The organism is Bradyrhizobium sp. UFLA06-24 (genome assembly GCF_054967145.1).
Window position 1 is genome coordinate 43,876 of record NZ_JADFUE010000029.1, and the last position, 21,758, is coordinate 65,633.

Annotated in this window: 20 protein-coding genes; 11 read left to right on the forward strand and 9 right to left on the reverse strand. The window is 64.5% G+C overall.

All coding sequences use genetic code 11. The features are described 5' to 3' along the window. Positions 1-63: 63 nt before the first annotated feature. Genes IF809_RS22735 through IF809_RS22745 form a run of 3 tightly spaced genes read left to right on the forward strand, consistent with a single transcriptional unit; the run spans position 64 to position 5,809 of the window. Positions 64-1,605 (forward strand): efflux transporter outer membrane subunit, encoded by a 1,542-nt coding sequence (locus tag IF809_RS22735; protein ID WP_462838610.1) that lies wholly within the window; start codon positions 64-66, stop codon positions 1,603-1,605. Continuing rightward, positions 1,602-2,717 (forward strand): efflux RND transporter periplasmic adaptor subunit, encoded by a 1,116-nt coding sequence (locus tag IF809_RS22740; protein WP_462838590.1) that lies wholly within the window; start codon positions 1,602-1,604, stop codon positions 2,715-2,717. Before IF809_RS22735 ends, IF809_RS22740 begins: the two co-directional genes overlap by 4 nt. A 35-nt stretch (positions 2,718-2,752) precedes the next feature. Continuing rightward, entirely contained in the window at positions 2,753-5,809 is a 3,057-nt protein-coding gene (locus tag IF809_RS22745) for an efflux RND transporter permease subunit (RefSeq protein WP_462838591.1), read from the forward strand. A 111-nt stretch (positions 5,810-5,920) separates the two neighbouring features. Here IF809_RS22745 and IF809_RS22750 read toward each other — a convergent pair whose 3' ends face one another. The 3 genes from IF809_RS22750 to IF809_RS22760 all read right to left on the reverse strand — a co-directional run bounded on the left by IF809_RS22750 (position 5,921) and on the right by IF809_RS22760 (position 8,870). Further along, the gene (locus IF809_RS22750) at positions 5,921-6,547 is read right to left on the reverse strand and encodes a transglutaminase-like cysteine peptidase (protein ID WP_453983243.1); all 627 of its coding nucleotides are present in this window, start codon (positions 6,545-6,547) and stop codon (positions 5,921-5,923) included. Positions 6,548-6,876: 329 nt separating this feature from the next. After that, positions 6,877-7,488, reverse strand: coding sequence for a PilZ domain-containing protein (locus tag IF809_RS22755; protein ID WP_128965642.1), 612 nt, complete (start codon positions 7,486-7,488; stop codon positions 6,877-6,879). A 140-nt stretch (positions 7,489-7,628) separates the two neighbouring features. Next, positions 7,629-8,870: an MFS transporter gene (locus tag IF809_RS22760; protein WP_462838592.1), complete on the reverse strand. Its 1,242-nt coding sequence runs from the start codon at positions 8,868-8,870 to the stop codon at positions 7,629-7,631. A gap of 201 nt (positions 8,871-9,071) precedes the next feature. Between IF809_RS22760 and IF809_RS22765 the strand changes: the two genes are divergently transcribed. Together IF809_RS22765 and IF809_RS22770 are read left to right on the forward strand one after the other, a co-directional pair. Further along, the gene (locus tag IF809_RS22765) at positions 9,072-10,223 is read left to right on the forward strand and encodes a zinc-binding dehydrogenase (RefSeq protein WP_462838593.1); all 1,152 of its coding nucleotides are present in this window, start codon (positions 9,072-9,074) and stop codon (positions 10,221-10,223) included. 202 nt (positions 10,224-10,425) lie between these two features. Continuing rightward, a complete protein-coding gene (locus IF809_RS22770) occupies positions 10,426-10,938 on the forward strand; it encodes a hypothetical protein (RefSeq protein WP_462838594.1) in 513 nt (170 codons plus the stop codon). Here IF809_RS22770 and IF809_RS22775 read toward each other — a convergent pair. Further along, the gene (locus tag IF809_RS22775; protein ID WP_462838595.1) at positions 10,935-11,444 is read right to left on the reverse strand and encodes a hypothetical protein; all 510 of its coding nucleotides are present in this window, start codon (positions 11,442-11,444) and stop codon (positions 10,935-10,937) included. The genes IF809_RS22770 and IF809_RS22775 overlap by 4 nt on opposite strands. A 283-nt stretch (positions 11,445-11,727) precedes the next feature. Between IF809_RS22775 and IF809_RS22780 the strand changes: the two genes are divergently transcribed. After that, complete coding sequence (locus tag IF809_RS22780) at positions 11,728-13,731, forward strand: DEAD/DEAH box helicase (RefSeq protein WP_462838596.1); 2,004 nt, start codon at positions 11,728-11,730, stop codon at positions 13,729-13,731. Between the two features lie 74 nt (positions 13,732-13,805). Here IF809_RS22780 and IF809_RS22785 read toward each other — a convergent pair whose 3' ends face one another. Beyond that, entirely contained in the window at positions 13,806-14,111 is a 306-nt protein-coding gene (locus IF809_RS22785) for a hypothetical protein (RefSeq protein ID WP_453983249.1), read from the reverse strand. Positions 14,112-14,234: 123 nt separating this feature from the next. Continuing rightward, positions 14,235-14,738 (reverse strand): GNAT family N-acetyltransferase, encoded by a 504-nt coding sequence (locus IF809_RS22790; RefSeq protein WP_462838611.1) that lies wholly within the window; start codon positions 14,736-14,738, stop codon positions 14,235-14,237. Positions 14,739-14,892: 154 nt separating this feature from the next. On the opposite strand from IF809_RS22790, the gene IF809_RS22795 reads away from it, so the two are divergent. Further along, the gene (locus IF809_RS22795; protein ID WP_128965649.1) at positions 14,893-15,282 is read left to right on the forward strand and encodes a COG4315 family predicted lipoprotein; all 390 of its coding nucleotides are present in this window, start codon (positions 14,893-14,895) and stop codon (positions 15,280-15,282) included. A 19-nt stretch (positions 15,283-15,301) separates the two neighbouring features. Here IF809_RS22795 and IF809_RS22800 read toward each other — a convergent pair whose 3' ends face one another. Then, positions 15,302-15,856, reverse strand: coding sequence for a PAS domain-containing protein (locus IF809_RS22800; protein WP_128965650.1), 555 nt, complete (start codon positions 15,854-15,856; stop codon positions 15,302-15,304). Between the two features lie 451 nt (positions 15,857-16,307). On the opposite strand from IF809_RS22800, the gene IF809_RS22805 reads away from it, so the two are divergent. Next, the gene (locus IF809_RS22805) at positions 16,308-17,117 is read left to right on the forward strand and encodes a rhomboid family intramembrane serine protease (RefSeq protein ID WP_462838597.1); all 810 of its coding nucleotides are present in this window, start codon (positions 16,308-16,310) and stop codon (positions 17,115-17,117) included. A 188-nt stretch (positions 17,118-17,305) separates the two neighbouring features. Further along, a complete protein-coding gene (locus tag IF809_RS22810) occupies positions 17,306-17,734 on the forward strand; it encodes a CBS domain-containing protein (protein WP_128965652.1) in 429 nt (142 codons plus the stop codon). Between the two features lie 6 nt (positions 17,735-17,740). Here the strand turns inward: IF809_RS22810 and IF809_RS22815 are convergent, their stop codons facing one another. Next, positions 17,741-18,766: a patatin-like phospholipase family protein gene (locus IF809_RS22815; RefSeq protein ID WP_462838598.1), complete on the reverse strand. Its 1,026-nt coding sequence runs from the start codon at positions 18,764-18,766 to the stop codon at positions 17,741-17,743. Between the two features lie 246 nt (positions 18,767-19,012). Here IF809_RS22815 and IF809_RS22820 point away from each other — a divergent pair, with 246 nt between their 5' ends. Both IF809_RS22820 and IF809_RS22825 read left to right on the forward strand, forming a co-directional pair. Then, positions 19,013-20,086 (forward strand): hypothetical protein, encoded by a 1,074-nt coding sequence (locus IF809_RS22820; protein WP_453983254.1) that lies wholly within the window; start codon positions 19,013-19,015, stop codon positions 20,084-20,086. A 372-nt stretch (positions 20,087-20,458) separates the two neighbouring features. Then, complete coding sequence (locus tag IF809_RS22825) at positions 20,459-20,689, forward strand: hypothetical protein (protein WP_462838599.1); 231 nt, start codon at positions 20,459-20,461, stop codon at positions 20,687-20,689. 16 nt (positions 20,690-20,705) lie between these two features. On the opposite strand, the gene IF809_RS22830 is transcribed toward IF809_RS22825, so the two are convergent. Next, positions 20,706-21,698 carry a zinc-dependent alcohol dehydrogenase family protein gene (locus tag IF809_RS22830; RefSeq protein ID WP_462838600.1) on the reverse strand — a complete coding sequence of 331 codons (993 nt, stop codon included), beginning with the start codon at positions 21,696-21,698 and terminating at the stop codon, positions 20,706-20,708. Positions 21,699-21,758 lie beyond the last annotated feature (60 nt).

Genomic DNA, 21,758 nt, shown 5'->3' on the forward strand with positions numbered 1-21,758 from the left:
ACTAAACGGTTTAGTTCTGTGATCCCTGACCATTCTGGCCCGCGCCGGCGCAGGCGCTCCGTCCTGGCGGGCCGGCCGGGTAAGGCACTTGCCTGGACGGGCGCTCTCCTTCCGGCTGTTCTGCTTGCGTCCTGTGCTGTAGGCCCGGACTTCGTCGCGCCCGCGAGCCCGGGCGTCGAAGGTTTCACCCCTCAGCGTCCCGCGGCGACGACCAGCGCTCCGGTTGCAGGCGGCAACGCGCAGGGCTTTGCGTCCGGCAGCGACGTGTCCGCCTATTGGTGGACGCTGTTTCGATCGAAGCAGCTCAGCGCCTTCGTCGAGGAAGCTGTTCGCAATCACCCCGACGTCAAGGCGGCCGAACTCGCGCTGCGCAACGCGCGGGAGAACGTGCTGGCGCAGCAGGGGAGCCTGTTTCCGCAGGTGACGGCGAACGGATCGGCCGAGCGCGATCGGGCGTCGACCTCCGAGTCAGGCCAATGGCCGGCACAGGCCTCGACCTACACGCTCTATGGCGCCTCGGTCAGCGTCTCCTATGCTCTCGACCTCTGGGGCGGCACGCGGCGGCAAGTCGAAGCCCTGCAGGCGCAATCCGAGTACCAGGCCTTCAAGCTGGAGGCGACCTATTTGACGCTGACGGCCAACGTGGTCACCGCCGCGATCACGGACGCCTCGCTGCGCGATCAAATCAGCGCGACCGAGGAGATCATCAAGGCCGAGGCGGATCAGCTCGCACGCATCCAGCACCAGTTCGATATCGGTGCGATCTCGAAATCGGACGTGCTGTCGCAGGAGGCAACGCTCGCTCAAGCGAAGGCGACGCTGGCTCCGCTTCAGAAACAATTGGCACAGCAGCGCGACCAGCTGATGGCGTATCTCGGCCGGCTGCCGAGCCATGACCGGGGCGAGCATGTCAGGCTCGCTGACCTGCGCCTTCCGGGCCGGCTGCCCCTGTCGTTGCCGTCGGCACTGGTGCGGCAGCGTCCTGACATCAGGCAGGCTGAAGCGACGCTGCATCAGGCGACCGCGACAGTCGGCGTCGGTATCGCCAACCTGCTGCCGCAGCTCACGCTGTCCGCCAGCTATGGCGCCAGCGGTCCGGAGCGGCTGTTCTCGCCCGACACCATCGTCTGGAGTGCGGCCTCCAGCGTCAGCCAGAAGCTGATCGACGGCGGCACGCTCTATCATACCAAGGAAGCCGACGTCGCCGCGTTCGAGCAGAATCTCGCGCTCTACAAGAGCGCGGTGGTGACCGCCTTCCAGAACGTTGCGGATTCGCTGCGTGCGGTCCAGTACGACGCCGCGACGTTGAAGGCGCAGGCCGCCGCGGAGAAGGCCACTGCGGACAGCCTGGCGATGGCAGTCGAGCAGTTCAAGACCGGCGCCGTCCCCTATGCCAACATCATCAACGCCCAGCAATCCTATCTCAATGCGCGCGTATCGCGCATCAAGGCGCAGGCGACGCGCTTCACCGATACGGCCGCGCTGTTCCAGTCGCTCGGCGGCGGCTGGTGGAATCGGACGGACGAAACTCCTGACGCGCTGCCGCGCGTCTATCCCGGCTATTTCGCCGGCTCCGACAAGAAAACCCAGGACGCAATGCGATGATCAAACGCATGACTATCATGCTGGGCGGGATGGCCATCCTGTTCGGCGGCCTCTACGGCTTTCAGACCTTCAAGGACATGATGATCAGGAAGGCGATCGGCGGCATGGCTAATCCGCCGCAGACCGTGTCGACCGTGGTCGCCGCCAACGCACCATGGCAAACCACCTTGAGTGCGGTCGGCTCGCTGCGGGCAGTGAATGGCGCCGATCTCGCGCTTCAGGTTGCCGGCATCGTCCAGGGCATCCAGTTCTCTTCCGGCGAGAGCGTCGCGGCGGGGCAGCCTCTGCTGTCGCTGGTCGCAACCGACGACGTCGCCAAACTCAACTCGCTGCAAGCGACCGCCGAGAACTACGCGATCGTGCTCAAGCGCGACGAGGAGCAGATCAAGTTCTCCGCGGTCAGCCAGGCGACGCTCGACAGTGACAAGGCCAATCTGAAGAACGCGCAGGCCCTGGTCGATCAGCAGAAGGCGGTGGTCGAGCAAAAGACGCTGAAGGCGCCGTTTGCCGGCCGGCTCGGCATTCGCGCCGTCGATCTCGGTCAGTATTTGAGCGCCGGTACCACCATCGTCACCCTTCAGAGCCTCGATCCGATCTATGTCGACTTCTACCTGCCGCAGCAGGCGCTGGCGTCGATCAGCATCAACCAGGACGTCACGATCTCGGTCGACGCGTTTCCGGGCGAGCGCTTTACCGGGCAGATCACGGCGATCAATGCCAAGGTCGATTCGACGAGCCGTAACGTCCAGGTCCGCGCCACCCTGCGCAACGGCCAGGCACGGCTGCTGCCGGGCATGTTCGCCAAGGTCGAGATCGCCGTCGGAAAGCCGGAGCAGGTGGTGACCGTGCCGCTGACCGCGATCGTCAACAATTCCTATGGCGATCTCGTCTATTTGGTCGACAATCTTCACGACGGGCAGGGCACCGCGCGCCAGATGTTCGTCAAGACGAGGTCGCCGAAGGGGGACCGCATCGCGGTGACCGAGGGCGTCAGTCCGGGCGAGACGGTGGTGATCGCGGGCCAGCTCAAGCTGCGCAACGGCAGCCCGGTGAAGGTCGACAATTCCCACGTGCCGGTCGCGGAAGCCGCGCCGGACATCGTCGATCAATAGACCCGGCCACGAGCACGAGCAGGCAGCCAAAAGCGATGCGTTTCACCGATATCTTCATCCGCCGCCCGGTCCTGGCGTTGGTCGTCAGCGCCTTGATCCTGGTGCTCGGGCTGCGTTCGATGTCGACGCTGTCGATCCTGCAATATCCGCGGACCCAGAATGCGATCGTCACGGTGACGACGGCCTACGCAGGCGCGGATTCCGACATCATCGCCGGCTTCATCACGACGCCGCTGGAGAACGCCATCGCGCAGGCGAACGGCATCGACTACATGACGTCGAGCAGCGTCACCGGCACCAGCACGATCACGGTCAATTTGCGGCTGAACTACGATTCCGGCAAGGCGATGACGGAGATCAATGCCAAAGTCAGTTCCGTCCTCAACCAGTTTCCGAGCGGCACGCAGCAGCCGACGCTGACGCTCAAGGTCGGCCAGACCATCGACGCCATGTATATCGGCTTCGCCAGCGAATTCCTGGCGCCCAACCAGATCACCGATTACCTCACGCGCGTGGTGCAGCCGCGGCTTCAGGCGGTCCCGGGGGTGCAGACGGCGGAGTTGCTGGGCGCCAAGAAGTTCGCGCTACGTGCCTGGCTCGATCCCGACAAGCTCGCGGCCTACGGCCTGACTGCGAGCGACGTCTCGACCGCGCTGTCCGGTAACGACTACATCTCCGGCCTCGGTGCCACCAAAGGCCGGCTGGTGCAGGTGGATCTGGCGGCATCGACCAATCTGCATTCGCTGGAGCAGTACCGCAATCTTGTGGTCAAGAGCGCTAACGGCGCCATCATCCGCTTGCGCGACGTGGCGAACGTGACGCTCGGCAACGACGATTATGACAGCGAGACGAGGTTCAACGGCAAGACCGCGGTTTATATCGGCATCCAGGCGGCGCCGACGGCCAATCTGCTCGACGTCATCAACGGAGTGAAAGCGGTGCTGCCCGACATCAAGACGCAGTTGCCGAACGGTCTCGTCGGCGAGGTGCTCTATGATTCCACCGATTTCGTGAACTCTTCGATCAGCGAGGTTGTCCATTCGCTGCTGGAAGCGGTGCTGATCGTGATCGTCGTGGTCTTCATGTTCCTGGGCTCATGGCGATCGGTGCTGATCCCGGTGATCGCGATTCCGCTGTCGCTGATCGGCACGTTCGGCCTGATGCTGTTGATGGGCTTTTCGATCAATCTGCTGACCCTGCTGGCGCTCGTCCTCGCCATCGGATTGGTCGTGGACGATGCCATCATCGTGGTCGAGAGCGTGCACCGGCTGATCGACGAGGGCGTGGCGCCGGTCGAAGCCGCCATCCAGTCGGCGCGCGCGCTGGCGAGCCCGATCATTGCGATGACCGTGGTCCTGATCGCCGTCTACGTGCCCGTCGGTTTCCAGGGCGGCCTCACCGGTGCGCTGTTCACCGAATTCGCCTTCACCCTCGCCGGCGCCGTGACGGTGTCGGCGGTGATCGCGCTGACGTTGTCGCCGATGAACTGCGCCTGGCTGCTGCGCCGGACTGAACGCGAAGCGACCGATTGGGAGGCGCGCCTGGTGCGCCGGATCGATCATGTGCTGGAATGGCTCTCCGGCGCCTATCGCCGTCGGCTCGAGGCCGTTTTCAAGATGAAGCCGGTCGTGGCCGTTTTTGCGCTGCTGCTGCTCGCCGGCATTCCCTGGCTCTACGCGAGCTCGACCAGCGAGCTTGCGCCGGACGAAGACCAGGGCGTCGTCCTCTCGCTGACCACGGCGGCGCCCTCGGCGACGCTTCAGCAGCGGCAGTTCTACGGCAAGCAGCTCTACGACCTGGTGGCCAACAGACCGGAAACGAAGACCGTGTTCCAGATCGACACCTCGACCCAGGTGATCGGTGGCTGGGTGCTCAAGCCTTGGGATCAGCGCAGTCTCACCACCAAGACGCTTCAGCCGGATTTCCAGAACCTGCTCAACACCATCGCCGGTACCCGCTCCGTTGCGTTTCAGCCCTCGCCGCTGCCGGGCAGCAACGGGCTGCCGATCCAGTTCGTCATCGGCACGACCGGATCGTTCAACGAACTCGACGAGGTCTCGCGCAATTTCATGACGGAGGCGATCAAGAGCGGCCAGTTCATCTTCCTCGACACCGACCTGAAGGTGGACAAGCCGCAGACCATGGTCATGTTCGATCGCGACAAGGCCGGCGATCTCGGCCTCAAGATGAGCGATGTCGGCGGAGCGCTCGCCACCATGCTGGGCGGCAATTATCTCGATTACTTCAGCCTTGACGGACGCTCCTACAAGGTGATCCCGCAAGCCCGGCAGAACGATCGCCTCACCGCCGGTCAATTGCTCGGCTACTACATCCGCGCCAGCGACAATTCGATGGTGCCTTTGTCGACGATCGCCCATCTCGACAGCAAGACGGTTCCCCAATCGCGCAATCACTTCCAGCAGATCAATGCCGCGACGATCTCCGGCGTCGCCATGCCGAATGTGTCCATGGGAAGCGCCCTGGCGACGCTCAAGCAATTGGCGAAGTCATTGCCGGCCGGCTATTCGGTCGATTTCGGCGGCGCCTCGCGGCAGCTCGAGCAGGAATCGGGCGGCTTCGTCACCACTTTCGCCTTCGCCGTGATCATCATCTTCCTGGCGCTGGCGGCGCTGTTCAACAGCTTCCTCGACCCGGTCATCATCCTGGTGTCGGTCCCGATGTCGCTCGCGGGTGCGCTGATCTTCATCAGCCTCGGCCTCGGCGGCGCGAGCCTCAACATCTATACCCAGGTCGGGCTGCTCACGCTGATGGGCCTCGTCAGCAAGCACGGCATCCTGATGGTCGAGGTCGCCAACGAGCTGCGCGCGGCCGGCAAGGATGTGACCGAGGCCATCGTCGAGGCCGCGGCGATCCGGCTGCGGCCGATCCTGATGACCACTGCGGCGATGGTGCTCGGCGTCGTTCCGCTGATCACGGCGAGCGGCGCAGGGGCGGTGTCGCGCTACAATATGGGCCTCGTGATCGCAACCGGATTGTCGATCGGCACGCTGTTCACGCTGTTCGTGGTGCCGGTTGCCTACGCGCTGATCGCGCGGCCGGCTCCGCTCCACGCCCACGCGGCGGCGGCCTAGGCTCTCAGAAGGTTGCGCCCAGCCATTGGGGGATGGCTGGGCGCGCGCGAACCGGTCTGGGACGGGGAGGGGTGGGGATGTGACCGGGTCGCGTAACTCGTCCTCGCTTAATTACTGATCTCTGGCGCTCGCGGTGGAGACCGCCGGCTTGGTGTCGCCGAGCGAAACCCAGACGTTGGGATCGCTCTGCGATTGGCGCTTGACGAAGCGGTAGCCGGTCTCCGTCCAGGCAACGACGCTCTCGTTCTGATTGTCGAGAACGAACTCGCCCTTGTCGGTCTTCACCGTGAGCACCGCGTGGCCTTCGCCTTTCTTGTCGCGCACGACGGTGATGAGCAGGGCCTCGCGCGGCCAACCCGCATCCATCAGCATCTTGCGCTTCAACAGCACGTAGTCTTCACAGTCGCCGTAGCCGTCGGTCGGCAGCGACCATTTCTCGACCACGCCCCAGTGGTCCTGGTCCGTCAAAGGCTTGACGGTCTCGTTGACCCAGCGATTGACCTTGACGAGGTCGCGCCACGCGGTCTGCGACATCACGATGTCGCGCGGCTGTGTCGGCCCGCCCTGACACTGAGCGGCATTCTCTGCGCAAAACTCGACCCAGCCGATCGGCGCACGCGTGGTATCGCCGAGGCTCGCGTAGAGCAGACGGCTTTCACCGGCCTGCGCTGCCGCGCTGATCCCGAAGAGCATGGCAGCAAGTGCCAGTGCCTTCCCCTGTCCCCTGAAATCCAACATTGCGGCCCCCGTTTTTTGTTGGGACCACATTGCGCACGGAGCTTTTGAGTTGCCGCTAAGTCAGCCAAGTCAAGTCGAGACGAATGCAAGTAAAAGGCGCAGCGAATTCGATCTATACTTGAATCGAATTCGAATAAAATTTGAGACGACTGCAATTGATTCAAATTGTAGCGATTAACGCGGGAACGCTGACGGAACTGTCAATTCTGCGCTGGGAAGGCCGTGCGTTAACCCGCTTGAGGCTGCAGCCGAAAGCGAAAAAGGCGGCGTCCGCATCGCGGAGGCCGCCTTCGAGGCTGGAAATCCAGGGGGTCTGGTGCGCTTTCGCTTTACCGCGCGGTAACGCTCTCTTCGAGTGTCTCGATCGGCTGCTCGTGCATGAACTCGAGGGCGAAGCCGTCTTCGAGGTTTCGGACCACGCGGCCCTGGACCCGGCCGAGCAGAACGATCGATTTCAGCGGCGGCCGGTTCTCGGCGGCAATAGCGGCGCCCGACAGCGAGAGGTCGATGATGCGGCAGGTCATCTTGGTGCCGTCCTCGAGCGTCAGCACGGCGATCGGGTTGCGCGGCACGATACGGTCGTGACGGCGGTCCTCCGGCAGATTGAGGATGTCGCGGTTGGCGAGCCAGGTCAGCTGGGCCGCGAGCTTGTCGCGCTTGCGCGGCGTCGCCCCGACCGTCATGGCGAAGCCGTTGTCGATGATCCGGGTGATCTTGCCCTCGACCCGCCCGATATGGTCGAGATAGGCGACCACGCGGTCGCCGACATTGCCGATGCCGGGCGCCAGCAGCGCGAGCCCGCCGGGCGACATGTTGATCACCTGGCAGGGGAATTCACGGCGATCCGGCAGCATGTAACGGCCGAGCAGGTGCACCTTCACCCGCTGGAAACGCCGGCGTTCCTCGGTGGCCGGAAGAAATTTTTTGTTCGCCAACGCCATTTTCACTACCCGACCCCCCGCCCGGGCGGAGTCCGGCACGACCGTAAGGTGCATAGGGTTAATGCCGCGTTATGATTTGGCGCGGCGAATACATACCGACACAATGCGTTCAAAAAGCCACAACGGCGGCCGGGCCGCCCCTAGGCTTTCCTGGTTGCGCGCCCATAAAGTAGGCAGAGCAGTGCCAGCAGCACCGCGGCCGACAACCCCAGCGACCAGTGGATGCCGATCGCCGCCCCGACGACGCCGACGGTGATGCCGCTGAACGCCCGCATGCCGAGCCCGGCCATATTATAGAGGCCGACGACGCGGCCGCGGATGTCGGACGGGGCGCTGAGCTGCACCAGCGCCTGCGCCATGGTGTTGAACGACAATTCGAAGAAGCCGGCACAGAACAGCAGCACGATCGCGACCGGATAGATCCGCACCGATGCAAAGCCGAGCAGCGCGACGCTCCAGAGCATCGCGAGCGTGATCGCGGTGCGCGGCGTGCCTTTCAGCCGTCCCCAGGATTCCAGCGCGATGCCGGCAAGCAGCGCGCCGGCGGCGTCGGCCGCAAGCAGCACGCTGTAGGACACACCGGGATCGCCGTGGCCGAGATCGCCGGCGAAGCCCGGCATCTGCGCGTGATAGGCGTTGCCGATCATGAAGGAGGTGAGCCCGGCGAGCCAGGTCATGGCCGTCAGCACCGGCTGGGTGCCGATGGCGCGAATGGTCATCAGGATGTCGGCGAAGCCGCGCACCGCGAAGCGTCGCGCAGCGAGGCTCTTGTCGCGCACGGGCGCCCAGAACAGCCAGAGCAGCATCGGCAGATAGAACAGCGTGTTGAAGATGATGCCGTGCGGACTGCCGAGCGTCAGCATGATCAGGCCGCCCACCGCAGGACCCACCAGGATGCCGAGATAGCGCGCCATCGCGTTCAGCCGCACCGCGCTCGGGAGATCGGCAGGGCCGACCAGGTCGTAGAGCAGCAGCTGGTTCGGCGTCTGCCACAGCACGCCGGCGCAGCCGTGGATCACCAGCAGCAGCATCGCGTGCCACATCTGGATGCTGTCAGTGATGAAGAAGAATCCCCATCCGCTTGATGCCGTGATGAACAGCAGCATGCCGCACTGGATGATACGGCGCGGGTCGAACCGGTCGGCGAGGCCGCCGACCGCGACCGAGAACAGCAGGAACGGCAGCCAGTGCGACAGCACGGCAAAACCGCCCAGCGTCGGCGAGTGGAATTTCTGGAACACCACCCAGTAGCTGATCACATGCTCGATATTGTCGGCCATCATCGCCAGCACATAGGCGATGAACTGAAGCCGATAGGGCACGGACTTCATCGCCGCGAACGATCCGGACACGGCCACGGGATTTTGGGAGATTTGGTTCAAACGATCACCTTGACAGGATTACACCCGCGGCGCCTGTAGCCCGGATGGAGCGCAGCGCAATCCGGGGCCAATATCCCGCATCGCGCTGTGCTTCATGCGGGCTACGACCGTTGCCGCGGTTGGCATCTCGCCGAACCTCACATACGCTCTGTTTGAGCCCGCGCCATCATTCAACACAAGACGGGCCGCGAGGAAACAGCCATGGATTCAATCCGCGTATGCACCCACGCCGGACCGGGCACCGAGCCTGTCATCCGCACCGTGCCGTGGCCGAAGGTCGGTGCTAAGGGCGCGCTGATCAAGATCGGCGCGTGCGGCGTCTGCGGCACCGACTTGCATATCCTGAAAGGTCACTGGCCGAAGCCGTTGCCCTGGCCGTTCACGCTGGGCCATGAGCTCGGCGGCGTCATCGTCGAATGCGGCGACGAATTCACCGAGGACTTCATGAGCAAGCCGCTCAAGGTCGGATCGAAAGTGATGATCCCGCCGCTGATGCCGTGCGGCCGCTGCTATTACTGCATCCACTATCCGCAAACCGCCAACAAATGCCTGACGCCTGTTTATTACGGCCGCAATCTCGGCTTCGACAAGGCGCCGCACATGTGGGGCGGCTGGGCCGAATATGTCTATGTCGATCTCGACATGCTGCCGGGCACCAAGATCTACAAATTGCCCGACGACATGTCGCTGCGCCTGGGCGCGCTGTCGGAGCCGCTGACCTCCTGCATCCGCGCCTTCAACCGCGCCACGCGGGCCGGTGGTTTCAGCTGGGGCGATACGGTCGTGATCCAGGGCTCTGGTCCGATCGGCATTCTGGCGGTCGCGGCGGCAAGAGAGATGGGGGCAGGGCGCGTGATCTGCGTCGGTGCGCCGGAGGAGCCGCGGCTGAAGCTCGCGCGCGAGTTCGGTGCGGAGGCGACGGTCAACATCGAGGAGTTGAAATCGCCGCAGCAGCGTATCGCGCGGGTCCGCGAGATCGTCGGCGGCTTCGGCGCCGATCTCGTGATGGATTGCTCGGGTCATCCGACCGCCGGCCCCGAAGGCATCGAGATGCTGCGCGATGGCGGCACCTATGTCGAGATGGGACAGTTCACCGACGCCGGCTCGATCGACACGTCCTGGCATCGCATCTGCACCAAGGACCTCAACGTGCTGGGATCCTGGGGCTTCACCGGCAACGATCTTCCGCTCGGCGTCGACATGCTCTACCGCACGGCGAACAAATATCCCTGGCTGAAGATGCAGACGATCTATCCGTTCACGGAAGAGGGCGTTGCGCAGGCGGTGAAGGACGCGATGGCGATGAAGACGGTGAAGTCGACGATCGTGCCCTGGCCGGAATTGGTGGAGTGAGATCGTAGCCCGGATGGAGCGCAAGCGTAGTCCGGGCTGCCGCTCCAGCATTTTGCGCCACTCCATGCGGGCTACGTGCTGCGGCTCCGGCGGGCCCGAACCGAATGCCCCGAAAGTTCCACAGGGAATCCGCGATTGATCCACGCGGTGGTGAAACTTAGGCCCATGTTCCGGCTTTCAGTTCACGGGAGAGAAAAACATCGTGAAGCGGATTCTGAGACCCATCACCTACGTCCTGGCGGCCGTCTACTTCCTGGTAGATGCGGTGTTCATGGCCGTGGCGATGCCGATCTCGCGCTGGCTGGCGCGGCATGTCGAGTTCAAGCGGCTGCGCGCCTGGATCAGATCGCTGCCGCCTTATCCCTCGCTGGCGCTGTTTTCCGTGCCTGTGATCATTCTGGAGCCGATCAAGCCGCTGGCCGCGTATCTCGTCGCGACCGGCCAGTTCCTGAGCGGTGTGGCGGCATTCATCGGCTGCGAGCTGTTGAAGCTGGTGCTGGTCGAGCGCCTGTTCCATCTCACACGTGACAAGCTGATGCGGATTCCTGCGTTCGCCTGGGCCTACGGCAAGTTCACGGAGATGAGGGCATGGCTGCAGGCAACCGAGGCCTGGCGTGCCATCCGTGCTTTGAGCCGCGCAGCGAAAGACTATGTCCTGCGGCTCAGAACAAGGCTTACTGGCAGCGTCAGCAGACTGGTGACGTCAAGGGATTAGAACCGCACCTCGGCAGCCTTCACCACGCTCGCGCCGACGACCTTGGTCCCCTCCAGCTCGCGCACGATGCGTTCGTCCGGCCCGACGATGCCGAGATCGAACTCGTGCTCCGGCGTAATCAGGATCATGCGCTGGCCGACCATGACGACGACCGTCATGTCATTGCGCTCGCCCTCGGCGGCCCAGGCGCGGATGTCGGTGGCGTAGGGCTCCTTGCGCCAGGCATTGGGCGAGCCCGGGTCGCAGCGGACTTCGATGCCGTCCTCGGATGTGGTCAGGACGAGCTTTGAGCGGTTCGGCTTCCAGCATTCGTCCAGGAGATCGTTGACGAGCCAGAGGCAGCTGAAGCTTTCGCATTCGGCAGGCCGGCTGGCATAGATCGCGCAGCCGCGGCCGGGCTTGCAATGCGCGCACCAGGTGCCCGCCGGCTTGGTAAGCGCCTCGATGGCCATCACCTTGCAGCAAAGCGTGCAGTCGCCGCAGCGCCGTTCGCCTGATGTGGTCATACATGCGTCCCCAGCACGTCCGATGTCGCGCATTCTAGGCGAGATGACCGCGAAAATCCGCCGTTTCTGATCAAAAGCGCGCTAAAACGCGCTGACGAGCCTCCCGGGCCTGTTCACCCTGTCGCCAATGCCATGCATCAAAGGCATGGTGATTTGGCCGCTGCTGGCGTAAAGAGCGTCCAAATCAAGATCATCATGGGTGTGAGCGGGCCTATTGCTGTGATTGCAGCGTCAGGCCCTCGGTTTTCCATTCTGCGCCCCGACCAATAAGGTTTTCCACTCCGTGTCCTTTCCGGCCCTCACCCCGCCGCTCGCCCGTGCCCTGGCTGAGCGCAATTATGATTCACCGACTCCGGTCCAACTTGCCGTGCTCGGCGAGGATGCGATCGACCGCGATCTCCTGGTCTCCGCCCAGACCGGCTCGGGCAAGACGGTCGCTTACGGCTTGGCCATGGCCAAGGACCTGCTCGGTGATGCCGAGCGGTTCGGGCAGGCCGCAGCACCGCTCGCGCTGATCGTCGCGCCGACCCGCGAGCTCGCCTTGCAGGTCCAGCGCGAGCTCACCTGGCTCTACGAGCATGCTGGGGCGCGCGTCGTCTCCTGCGTCGGCGGCATGGACCCGCGCCGCGAGCAGCGCGAGCTTGCCGCAGGCGCCCATATCGTCGTCGGCACGCCCGGCCGGCTGTGCGATCATCTGCGCCGCGGCCGCCTCGACATCTCGGAATTGAAGGTCGTTGTCCTCGATGAGGCTGACGAGATGCTCAATCTCGGCTTTCGCGAGGATATGGAGTTCATCCTCGAGACCACGCCGGAGACGCGCCGCACGCTGCTGTTCTCGGCGACGTTCCCGCGCGGCATCGTCGCGCTCGCCAAGCAGTATCAGCAGGACGCGTTCCGGATCGAGGTCGCCGGCGACGAGGGCGGTCACGCCGATATCGAGTATCGCGCCATCCGGGTCGCGCCCGGTGATGTCGAGCATGCGGCCGTCAACGTGCTGCGCTTCTACGAGGCGCCGAGCGCGCTGGTGTTCTGCAACACCCGCGATGCCGTCAGGCATTTGCAGGCGGCGCTGCTCGAGCGCGGCTTCTCCGTGGTCGCTCTGTCAGGCGAGTTGACGCAGAACGAACGCACTTTGGCGCTCCAGTCGCTCAGAGACGGGCGCGCTCGCGTTTGCGTCGCGACCGACGTTGCCGCCCGCGGCATCGACTTGCCGAGCCTCGACCTCGTCATTCACGCAGATCTGCCCAACGACCCTGAAGTGATGCAGCATCGCTCCGGCCGCACCGGGCGCGCGGGCCGGAAGGGCGTCAGCGTCCTGCTGGTGCCGCCTGTACGACGCCGGCGTGCGGAGGTTTTGCTGAATTTGTCCGGAATCGAAGCGAACTGGGGTACGGCGCCGCAGGCGGATGAGATTCGCAAGCTCGATCATGAGCGCATGAAGGACGTGCTGTTCACCGAGGAGACGACATCAGACGATCTCGAACTGGCGAAGGCCCTGCTGGCCGAGCGGCCGGCCGAGGAGATCGCGGCGGCGCTGACGCGGCTCTATCGCGCGCGGCTGCCGTCGCCGGAAGACATCATCGATCCCGGCGAGGATCGCGGACGGCGCGAGAGTCGTCATCGCGAGGATCGCGCATCCCGTGGCGAGGACCGCTCTGAGCGGCTCCGTGTCAAACCAGGGAAGGGATCGTCGAAGCATGTCATGGCGGAGCCCACCGTCTGGTTCCGGGCCGCCATCGGCCGCCGCAAGAATGCGGAGGCACGCTGGCTGCTGCCGATGATCTGTCGCCGCGGCGGCATCGACAAGCGCGACATCGGCGCGATCAAGATCATGGACACCACCACCGAGTTCGAGATATCCGAGCGCGTCGCGGACGCCTTCGCCGTCAAGGTCAAGCGTCCGGACAAGGAAGACAGCATCCGCATCGAGCCGATGACGGGTGCGCCGCAAGAGAATGCTGCCGTGGACAAGCCGGCACGCGTGCCGCGGCGCGATGAACGGGACGACGACCACGTCGTGCGCCGCAGCGACGATCCCTGGAATGAGCCGAAGCAGTACGAGGCGCCGCGGAGAAAGCCCGACGCCAAGCATCAGGGCAAGCCGCACGCCAAGCCGTATGCCAAGCCTCACGTCAAGTCTCACGAGGGCGGCAAGTTCGGCAAGCCGGCGTTCGGCAAGAAGAACAAGACATCAGGTAACAAATCCGGTGACTCCAAATATGCGCCGTCGGTCACCGAATGGCCGGGCGCGCCGGGCAAGAAAGGCAAGAAGAAGCGCCGCGGCTGACTGATGCGGCGAGCACAGATGGCAATGATGCCGCCGGATTGCACCGGCGACATCATCTGAAAACTCAGTCAGGCTTAGCGGCCGCCACCACCACCTCCTCCTCCGCCTCCGCCGCCACCACCGCCGCCGCCGGCATCACGCATCGCGGAGCTGTAGCGAGGGTCCGACTGCTTCATGTAGGTCGGGGATGTGTCGCGGCTGACGCGAACGACGGGGCGCCGTCCAGGTCCCGGTTCTTGCAGGTTGATGATGCCGCAGCTTTCGAACAAGCCGGCGTCGCAACCATAGGTGCGGAACTGCACCGCATTAGCACTGGTTGCGGTGAACGCGCTCGTCGCAGCGAATGCAAGCAAAGCAACGCCAGGCAATGTGAGTTTCATGGCAATTCTCCAGCCTCAATTTGGCGAGACCGGAATGGCTCGCACAGGTCTTCGACGGGAGCCGGTCGAAACCGGTTCGAGGCCTGGCTTCACGCCCGCGTGAGGCGGGGGCAGGGAAGACCGTTATTTGCCGAGCTCGCGCAGCATGTAGGTCGCGCTCGCGCCATAGGACGACAGTTTGTCGCGCAGCGCCGCGTCCGGTGCGACGGCGTGGAAGCCAAGACGCTCCCACAGCACGCGCGTGCCGTAGACCGAGACCAGCGCCAGCGTCGCGATGCCTGATGATCGTGCGAGCTCCCCGATCTCCGTGACATAAGCGCGCGCAGCGCCGCCGCGATGGTCGGGCAGCACGGCGACGTCGTGGATGTAGAGGCAGTCCGCGCCGTCGGGCAATCGGCCGAGAAAATCGTCGAGCGGCGGGACCTGATGCCGCATCCAGGGATGCGCGAGAGCGTAGCCTGCGATCTCGCCGCCTGTGGCCAGCACACGGCAACCGCGCGGATAGAGCCGCATCTTCTCGGCGAATATTTCGGGGCGCTCGGCGAGATCGGGATGAATCCGTGCCGCGATCGTGCAGATCGCTTCGAGGTCTCCAGCGTGCGCGTGGCGCCAGTGCGGCTTGCTCATGTCGGCTGCTTCGTACATCGGACGCAATTTATTCCATCGCGTTGACGCGCACAGACAAAAATATCTTTGCGAGCTTTCGAGGAATAGTGCGCGCGGTGCGGCGTCCTACCCATGCAAGTCAATTTTGCAAGCCCATTGCCTGACAGGAGACATCATGACGACATCCTCGATCCGCCTCGCGCTGACGCTGCTCACGTCACTCGCTCTCACCAGTGCTGCGTTTGCGGCGCCGCCAACCAAGACCGGCAAGACCGACAAGGGCAGCGTGCTCACCGACGCCAAGGGCATGTCGCTCTACACCTTCGACAAGGACATGGACGGCAAGTCGGCCTGCAACGGTCCGTGTGCGACAAATTGGCCGGCGCTGAAGGCGGAGGCCAGCGACACGCCCGGCGACGGCTACACGATCATCACCCGCGACGACGGCTCCAAGCAATGGGCCCACAAGGGCAAGCCGCTCTATACGTTTGCCAAGGACACCAAGCCCGGCGACATCACCGGCGACGGCTTTTTGAACGGCGCCTGGCATCTGGCGATGCCGTGAGCGCGATGGGCGAGGCCGCCTACCGCAGCCCCTCATAGACCATCAGCCCGCGTGCGATCTGCAGCTTGCGGATCGCGCGCGGCAGCAATTTCTCCGGCTGGTGCAGATAGCGCCAGGAGGTGACGGTGAAGGCTGAAAGCGCGCCGCATTCGTCGTCGAACGGCGCGAGCACGCCGGTCAAGCTCACCGGCGTGTGCGGGCGCGCGTTGAAGGGCAGCAGCAGCAGCTCGAGATGAGCCTTGCTGCCGTCCTCGCGCAACGCCGTGACGCCGGCGATGGCACCTAACGTCTCGTCGGCGACGACGGTTGCGATTTCCTCGATCTCGCTGCGGCTCGCATCGGTGAACAATGCGGCAAAGCCCTGGTCCTTGAGATCGCAGCCGGCGAGGGCGCAGACGCGGGTGCCGGCGACGCGGAACGGAAAGCCTGTCTTCGGCTCGCAGGACAGCACGAAGATGTCGCCCAGCAGCTCGCGCACGGCGGCCGGGTCGATGTCGGCCCGATCAGGAGCCCGTGCGCTGCCGCGCTTCTTGTCCCAATACGCGAAGAACGCGCGGCTCGATGGATGTTTCATGATTGACGCTCACCCCTCGGCGCAACCTCATGGGACAAACCTGTCCCGCTTCAGCGCACCCGAGATCTCCTTGATGTTGTGCAGGAGGGGAATTGCAGCGTCCATGCCGCAGAGGCGTTTTCGGCACCTCGGGCGCCGCCTTTGCTGCGTTAACGTTAAATTAACTATGCGCTTTCGCTCCGCGTCGGCCTTGTTATGGTGATCGCGGTCGCAAGCCCCGCCGCTTTCATCCAGGTTCTCGGCGAGGCCTGTACACGGGCGTCAAACAGTTTGGTCACTGGCCGCGGGGAGGGGTGGGGATACTCCTGTTCCTCCGCAGTGTCAGGAAGATCGACACGGACAGGCGGGGCTTTCCCAGGGCTCCGCCTTTTCCTTTTGTGCACTTGCGCAAGGGCGGCAAAGGCGACTATCTGCAGGCTTGTTGTTTCGATCGCCTGAAAGCGAAGCCGCCTTGGACTCCCCGCCGCAACCCCCATCGGATCAGCCGGTCGTCGTCGAAGAGGCGCCCCGCGAGCCGATCCTGACGCTGCCGTGGCCACTGACGGCTTATGTCGTCCTCCTTGCGCTGATCCATCTGCGGGTGCTGCTGCCGCCGGAGCTGGACAACTGGACCATCGATGCCTTCGGTTTCATCCCGAAGCGTTACGATTCCTCGCTGGTCAATCTGCAATTCGCGGGCGGTGCCGGTGCCAAAGTCTGGACCTTCGTCACCTATTCACTGCTGCATGCCAACCTCACCCATCTCGGCTTCAACGTGCTCTGGCTGCTGCCGTTCGGCAGCGCGCTGGCGCGGCGATTTGGCGGCTTGCGTTTCTTCCTGTTCCTGGCGGTGACGGCGGTGGCGGGCGCGCTTGCCCACCTCGTCACGCACGAGCACGCGGTGGTGCCGATGATCGGCGCCTCCGCCTCGGTGTCGGGCGCGATGGCTGCGGCCATCCGGTTCGCCTTCGTGCGGGGCAGCTTCCTGTCGTTCAGCCGTTCGGATGCCGATACCGCCGCGAAGGTTCCGGCGCAGCCGCTGTTGCATGCCCTGCGAGACCGGCGGATCGTCGGCTTCCTGGGCGTGTGGTTCGTCCTCAACTTCATCTTCGGTGCCGGCGGAATCGGCGTCGACGGCGATAGCGCGGGCGTTGCCTGGCAGGCGCATATCGGCGGCTTCTTCGCAGGGCTGTTGCTGTTCGCGCTGTTCGATCCCGTGCCGCGCGTGCGAAACGATGATGCTGCGGATGCGTCATCACAGGACATTTCAAGCGGTATTTGAAGCGGCGCTTGCAGCGCAGCCCGAATTCATCCATCATTCCCGAGAAGAATGTTCCGAAGCGACAAGCTGCTAGCAGCGATGCTTCGCAAAGCGCACGAGCGTGAAACCGGCGCCAAAACTGTTAGTTGAAGACTCGCGAACAAGTCCGGCCCGCGCAAAGCGGACGGATCGGATTCAGGGAGGCGGCAATGACGGTACGATCCATTCTTAATACCAAGGGCCACCAGATCATGAGCGTCGAGCCCGACGCGAAGCTGGCTGCCGCGGTCAAGCTGCTTGGCGAGAAGAAGATCGGTGCGGTGCTGGTGATGAGCCAGAGCCGGCTCGAGGGCATCCTGTCGGAGCGCGACATCGTTCGCGTGCTCGGCGAGCGCGGTGCCGGCGTGCTGGAAGAGCCGGTGAGCCAGGTCATGACCCGCAAGGTTGTCACCTGCAAGGAGACCGATACGGTCGCCGAGCTCATGGAGATGATGACAACAGGCAAGTTCCGTCACCTGCCGGTGCTCGAGAACAACAAGGTGGTCGGCCTGATCTCGATCGGCGACATCGTCAAGCGCCGCGTCCAGGAATACGAGTCCGAGCAGGAAGCCCTGCGCGACTACATCAAGACGGCCTGATCAGACTTACTCCGCAGCCTTTGGCGCGGCGTCTTCAGGCGCCGGCGCCAGCACCTCGATCGTTTCCTGGATCTGTTCCAGCGCGCGTTCGGCGGCACGCGCGCCGTGGGCGATCAGGTCTTCGGCGCGGTGGAAATCGAACCAGCCGAACTGACCGACCCGGGGCGTGATCAGCAGGTCGGGCGGATCGCCGGCGAGCCGTGCGCGGGTGATGCGGTCCTGCATGATATTGAAGGCATCCACCATCACCGACGAAATGCCTGGACGTCCGGCGCTGCCGAAGAACTCGCGCTTGACGGTTTTCTCCGGCGAGAAGATGCGCGGAAACCGCCGCTTGGCCGGTGGCTCGGTGACGGGCACGTCAGTCGCGGGCATCGCGCCGTGCGAATGGATCGTCGTCGAATGGGTGAAGACGTCGGTTGAGAGGTTGACGGCGATCACGATCTCGGCGCCGAGCGCTCGTGCCGCCGACACCGGCACCGGGTTCACCAGCGCGCCGTCGACCAGCCAGCGGTCGCCGATCATCACCGGCGAGAAGATGCCGGGCAGGGCATAGGAGGCGCGCATCGCCTCCACCAGCCGGCCGCGCGTCAACCAGATCTCATGGCCGGTGCGGACCTCGGTCGCGACCGAGGCGTATTTCATCGGGAGGTCCTCGATCAGGGTGTGGCCGATCGATTCTTCCAGCCGGCTTGCGAGCTTCTCGCCGCCGATCAGGCCCGAACCGTTGAGGCGGATGTCGAGATAGCCGAGAATGTTGCGTACGCCTTGCAGACTGCGCGCCCAGTCTTCCAGCGCGTCGAGCCGATCGGCCGCGTAGGCGCCGCCGACCGCCGCCCCGATCGAGGTGCCGACCACGACATCGGGCACGATGCCGTTGGCCAGCAGCGTTCTCATGATGCCGATATGGGCGAAACCGCGTGCCGCGCCGCCGCCCAGCGCGAGGCCGAGGACGGGCCGGCGGATGCTGCCAAGGCCGACCTTCTCGCCATTCGCACTGTTCACACCCCGACCTTTCAAGATATCCAGCACCGAAACTCTCCTACTCCGGGCCAGCCCTCGTTCCAGAGTAGGCACCGCGCTCCCGCTTCGCCAGAACGACGGCAAAGCTTGGTTTACAAGCGTTCGAGACGCAGGGGGCAGGAATGTGGCGAGGGCCGGGTGCCTCTGGTGTAATCACGCAGGCGTCAACCGGGTTCCAAAGATCGGTCGCCAAGCCGTATTTCCCTGGGTTTCAGAGGCTTGAATTTGCCGCGTTTTCGGTGAAAAGCAGGGGGCATGACTCCAGGGGGTGACGGCATCATCGGATGGCGGCGCGGCGGCAGGCTGCTGCCGGCGCTTGTCTTGGCCATGTGCCTCCTCGTCCTGGGCCAAAATGCCGCTCAGGCGCAGCTTTTCTCGGATCGCCCGCCGCCGGTGCCGCCGGCTTCGGTGCCCGATCCAGGCGGCGCCGTCAGCCTCGCGCCGCCCTCAGGTCCGGGCGCTGGTCCGCCCAGCCTGCCGCCGACCCTGACCCAGCCGAATACGCCCAGCATGCCGCCGCCCGCGGTGACGACCGTGCCGCCGGCAGCCCCCCTCAATGCGGCCGCGCCTGGGCAGGCCGTGCTGTCGCTGTCGGCCAAATACGGCAAGGACACGCCTGCAATCACCAGTGGCCTCGTCTGGCGGGTATTTGCCGACCGTCCCGACGAGAATGGCACCTTCAAGCTGATCCGCGAGGATCGCAACGCCACGCCCAACATCGTGCTGCCGCCCGGCAATTACGTCGTGCACGTCGCCTTCGGCCTCGTCAGCGCGGTGCGCACCGTCAGCCTGAAGGCCGAGACCGACCGCGAATCCTTCGTGCTCCCGGCCGGGGGGCTGCGCATCGAGGGGCGCGTCGGCACCAGCCGCATCCCGCAGAACCAGATCTCGTTCGCGATCTACAAGGGCAGCCAGTTCGAATCCGGTGAGCGTGCCGCGCTGGTGCCGAACGTCGCCGCCGGCGACGTCGTGCTGATCCCGGAGGGCACCTACTACATCATCTCCAACTACGGGGACGCCAATTCGGTGGTGCGCTCGGACATCCGCGTCCAGGCAGGCAAGCTCACCGACGTCACCATCACCCACCGCGCCGCCGTGATCACGCTCAAGCTCGTCAGCGACAAGGGCGGCGAGGCGCTCGCCAACACCGCCTGGTCGGTGTTGACGCCGGGCGGCGACGTCATCAAGGAATCGATCGGCGCCTTCCCGCGTGTCGTGCTCTCCGAAGGCGAATACCGCGCGATCGCCAAGAACGAGGGCAAGGTCTACGAGCGGGGCTTCAACGTCGTGAACGGCGTCGACGGCGAAGTCGAAGTCGTCGCGCACTAGCGCTGTTTGGGTCGCCAGCGGAGCCCGGCTCGGTCCTCACCGGGATTCGCCTCAACTCTCGTTCAGCGCACGCAGACGCCACCTCCGATTACCTCTATCGCCGTGCGTGAGGTGAGCAGGCGCTCACCGCATCAGACATTCTGTGTTCTGGTTTGAATGCACGGGAAGCGCGACCCGTCCGTGCCGTCGAACTGCGCTGCAAGATCGGCAAAACACCGGCGGCGTCGGCTTATTCCGGGCGTCGCGACTTCGCAATAAACCGTGCAAGATACATATTTCCGATAATCAATTTCATTCGCTTTCCGTCCTGCCACGTTATATGTCGGGCGTCCGTCCAATGGGGGAAGCCGGCGCAGCCTTCGGTAGGCTCGCGTGACCGGCAAGGAGCAGGGGACCAAGCGCGTCGGCATGTTCGAAGTGATCCTCACCAGGCGCAAGCGGTTCGGTTGGCGGTGGCAGGTCTGCGACCACTCCGGCAAGATTTTTGCCGATGGCTTCGAACGCACGCGGCCGTCGGCCAAATACCATGGCGAGCGCGCGCTGTTCTTCCTGCTGTCGCAGGCTTACTTGCGCAACCGCTCCGCGGCGTCGAGCGAGGATTAGCGGCAGTTCTGTGCCGTTAGATATCGACCACCAATTTGCCCTTGGCGGTGTGGTCCCGGATCAACGCATAGGCCTCGCCAACGCTCTCCATCGTAAAGCGCCTGGGATGGAGCAACGGCACCAGTTTGCCGGCCTCGGCGAGGCGCGTGGCTTCCGCCATGATCTCTCCGTGATGCGTCCGGCCTTCCCCTGACAGCAGCGGCAGCAGCGTGAACACGCCTGAATAGGAGGCGGCGCGGAACGACAGCGGCGCCAGTGCATGCGTGCCCCAGCCGAGCGCGCTGACGACATGGCCGAAGCGGCGCACCGCCGTAAAGGACGCATCGAGCACCTTACCGCCGACAGTGTCGTAGACGATGTCGAAGCCGCGGCCCGAGGTGTGCGCGGAGACATAGGCCTCGACCGAAGCGTCTCGATCGATGAATACAGCACCAAAGCCTTCGATGGTCGTACGCTGCGAGGCCGAGCCAGTCGCGAACACGTCCGCGCCAAACGCGCGTGCGATCTGGACCGCGACATGGCCGACGCCGCCCGCGCCGCCATGGATCAATACTTTCTGCCCGGCCTTCAAGGCGGCACGGTCGATCAGGCCTTCCCACGCGGTGATGAAGATGAGGGGCAGGGCGGCGGCCTCGCGCATGCTGAGATTTGCCGGCTTCAGCGCCAGCAGGTCAGCATCCACAGCGGCGAATTCGGCGAGCGATCCCTGCACGCCACCGACGCCGCCGGTCATGCCATAGACCTCGTCGCCAGCTTTGAATCGCGAGACCTCGCGCCCGGTCTGCTCGACTACGCCGGCGAGATCGATCCCGGGAATTGCGGGCAGCGGATGGCGTGCATGCGCGGCTGCACCGGCATGGATCTTGGTGTCGAGCGGATTGACCCCGCTTGCGCGCACCCGCACCAGCACCTCGCGCGGACCGATCCTGGGCAGGGAGACGGTGGAGATGCGCAGGGGCCCGTTGTGGGTCTCCAGAACGCCCGCGCGCATTGTCGATGGCTTGGTCATGATCGTCGTGCTCCGTTGTCGGCCTCCAATATGCCCATGACTTTTTGCATGGAAAGGAAC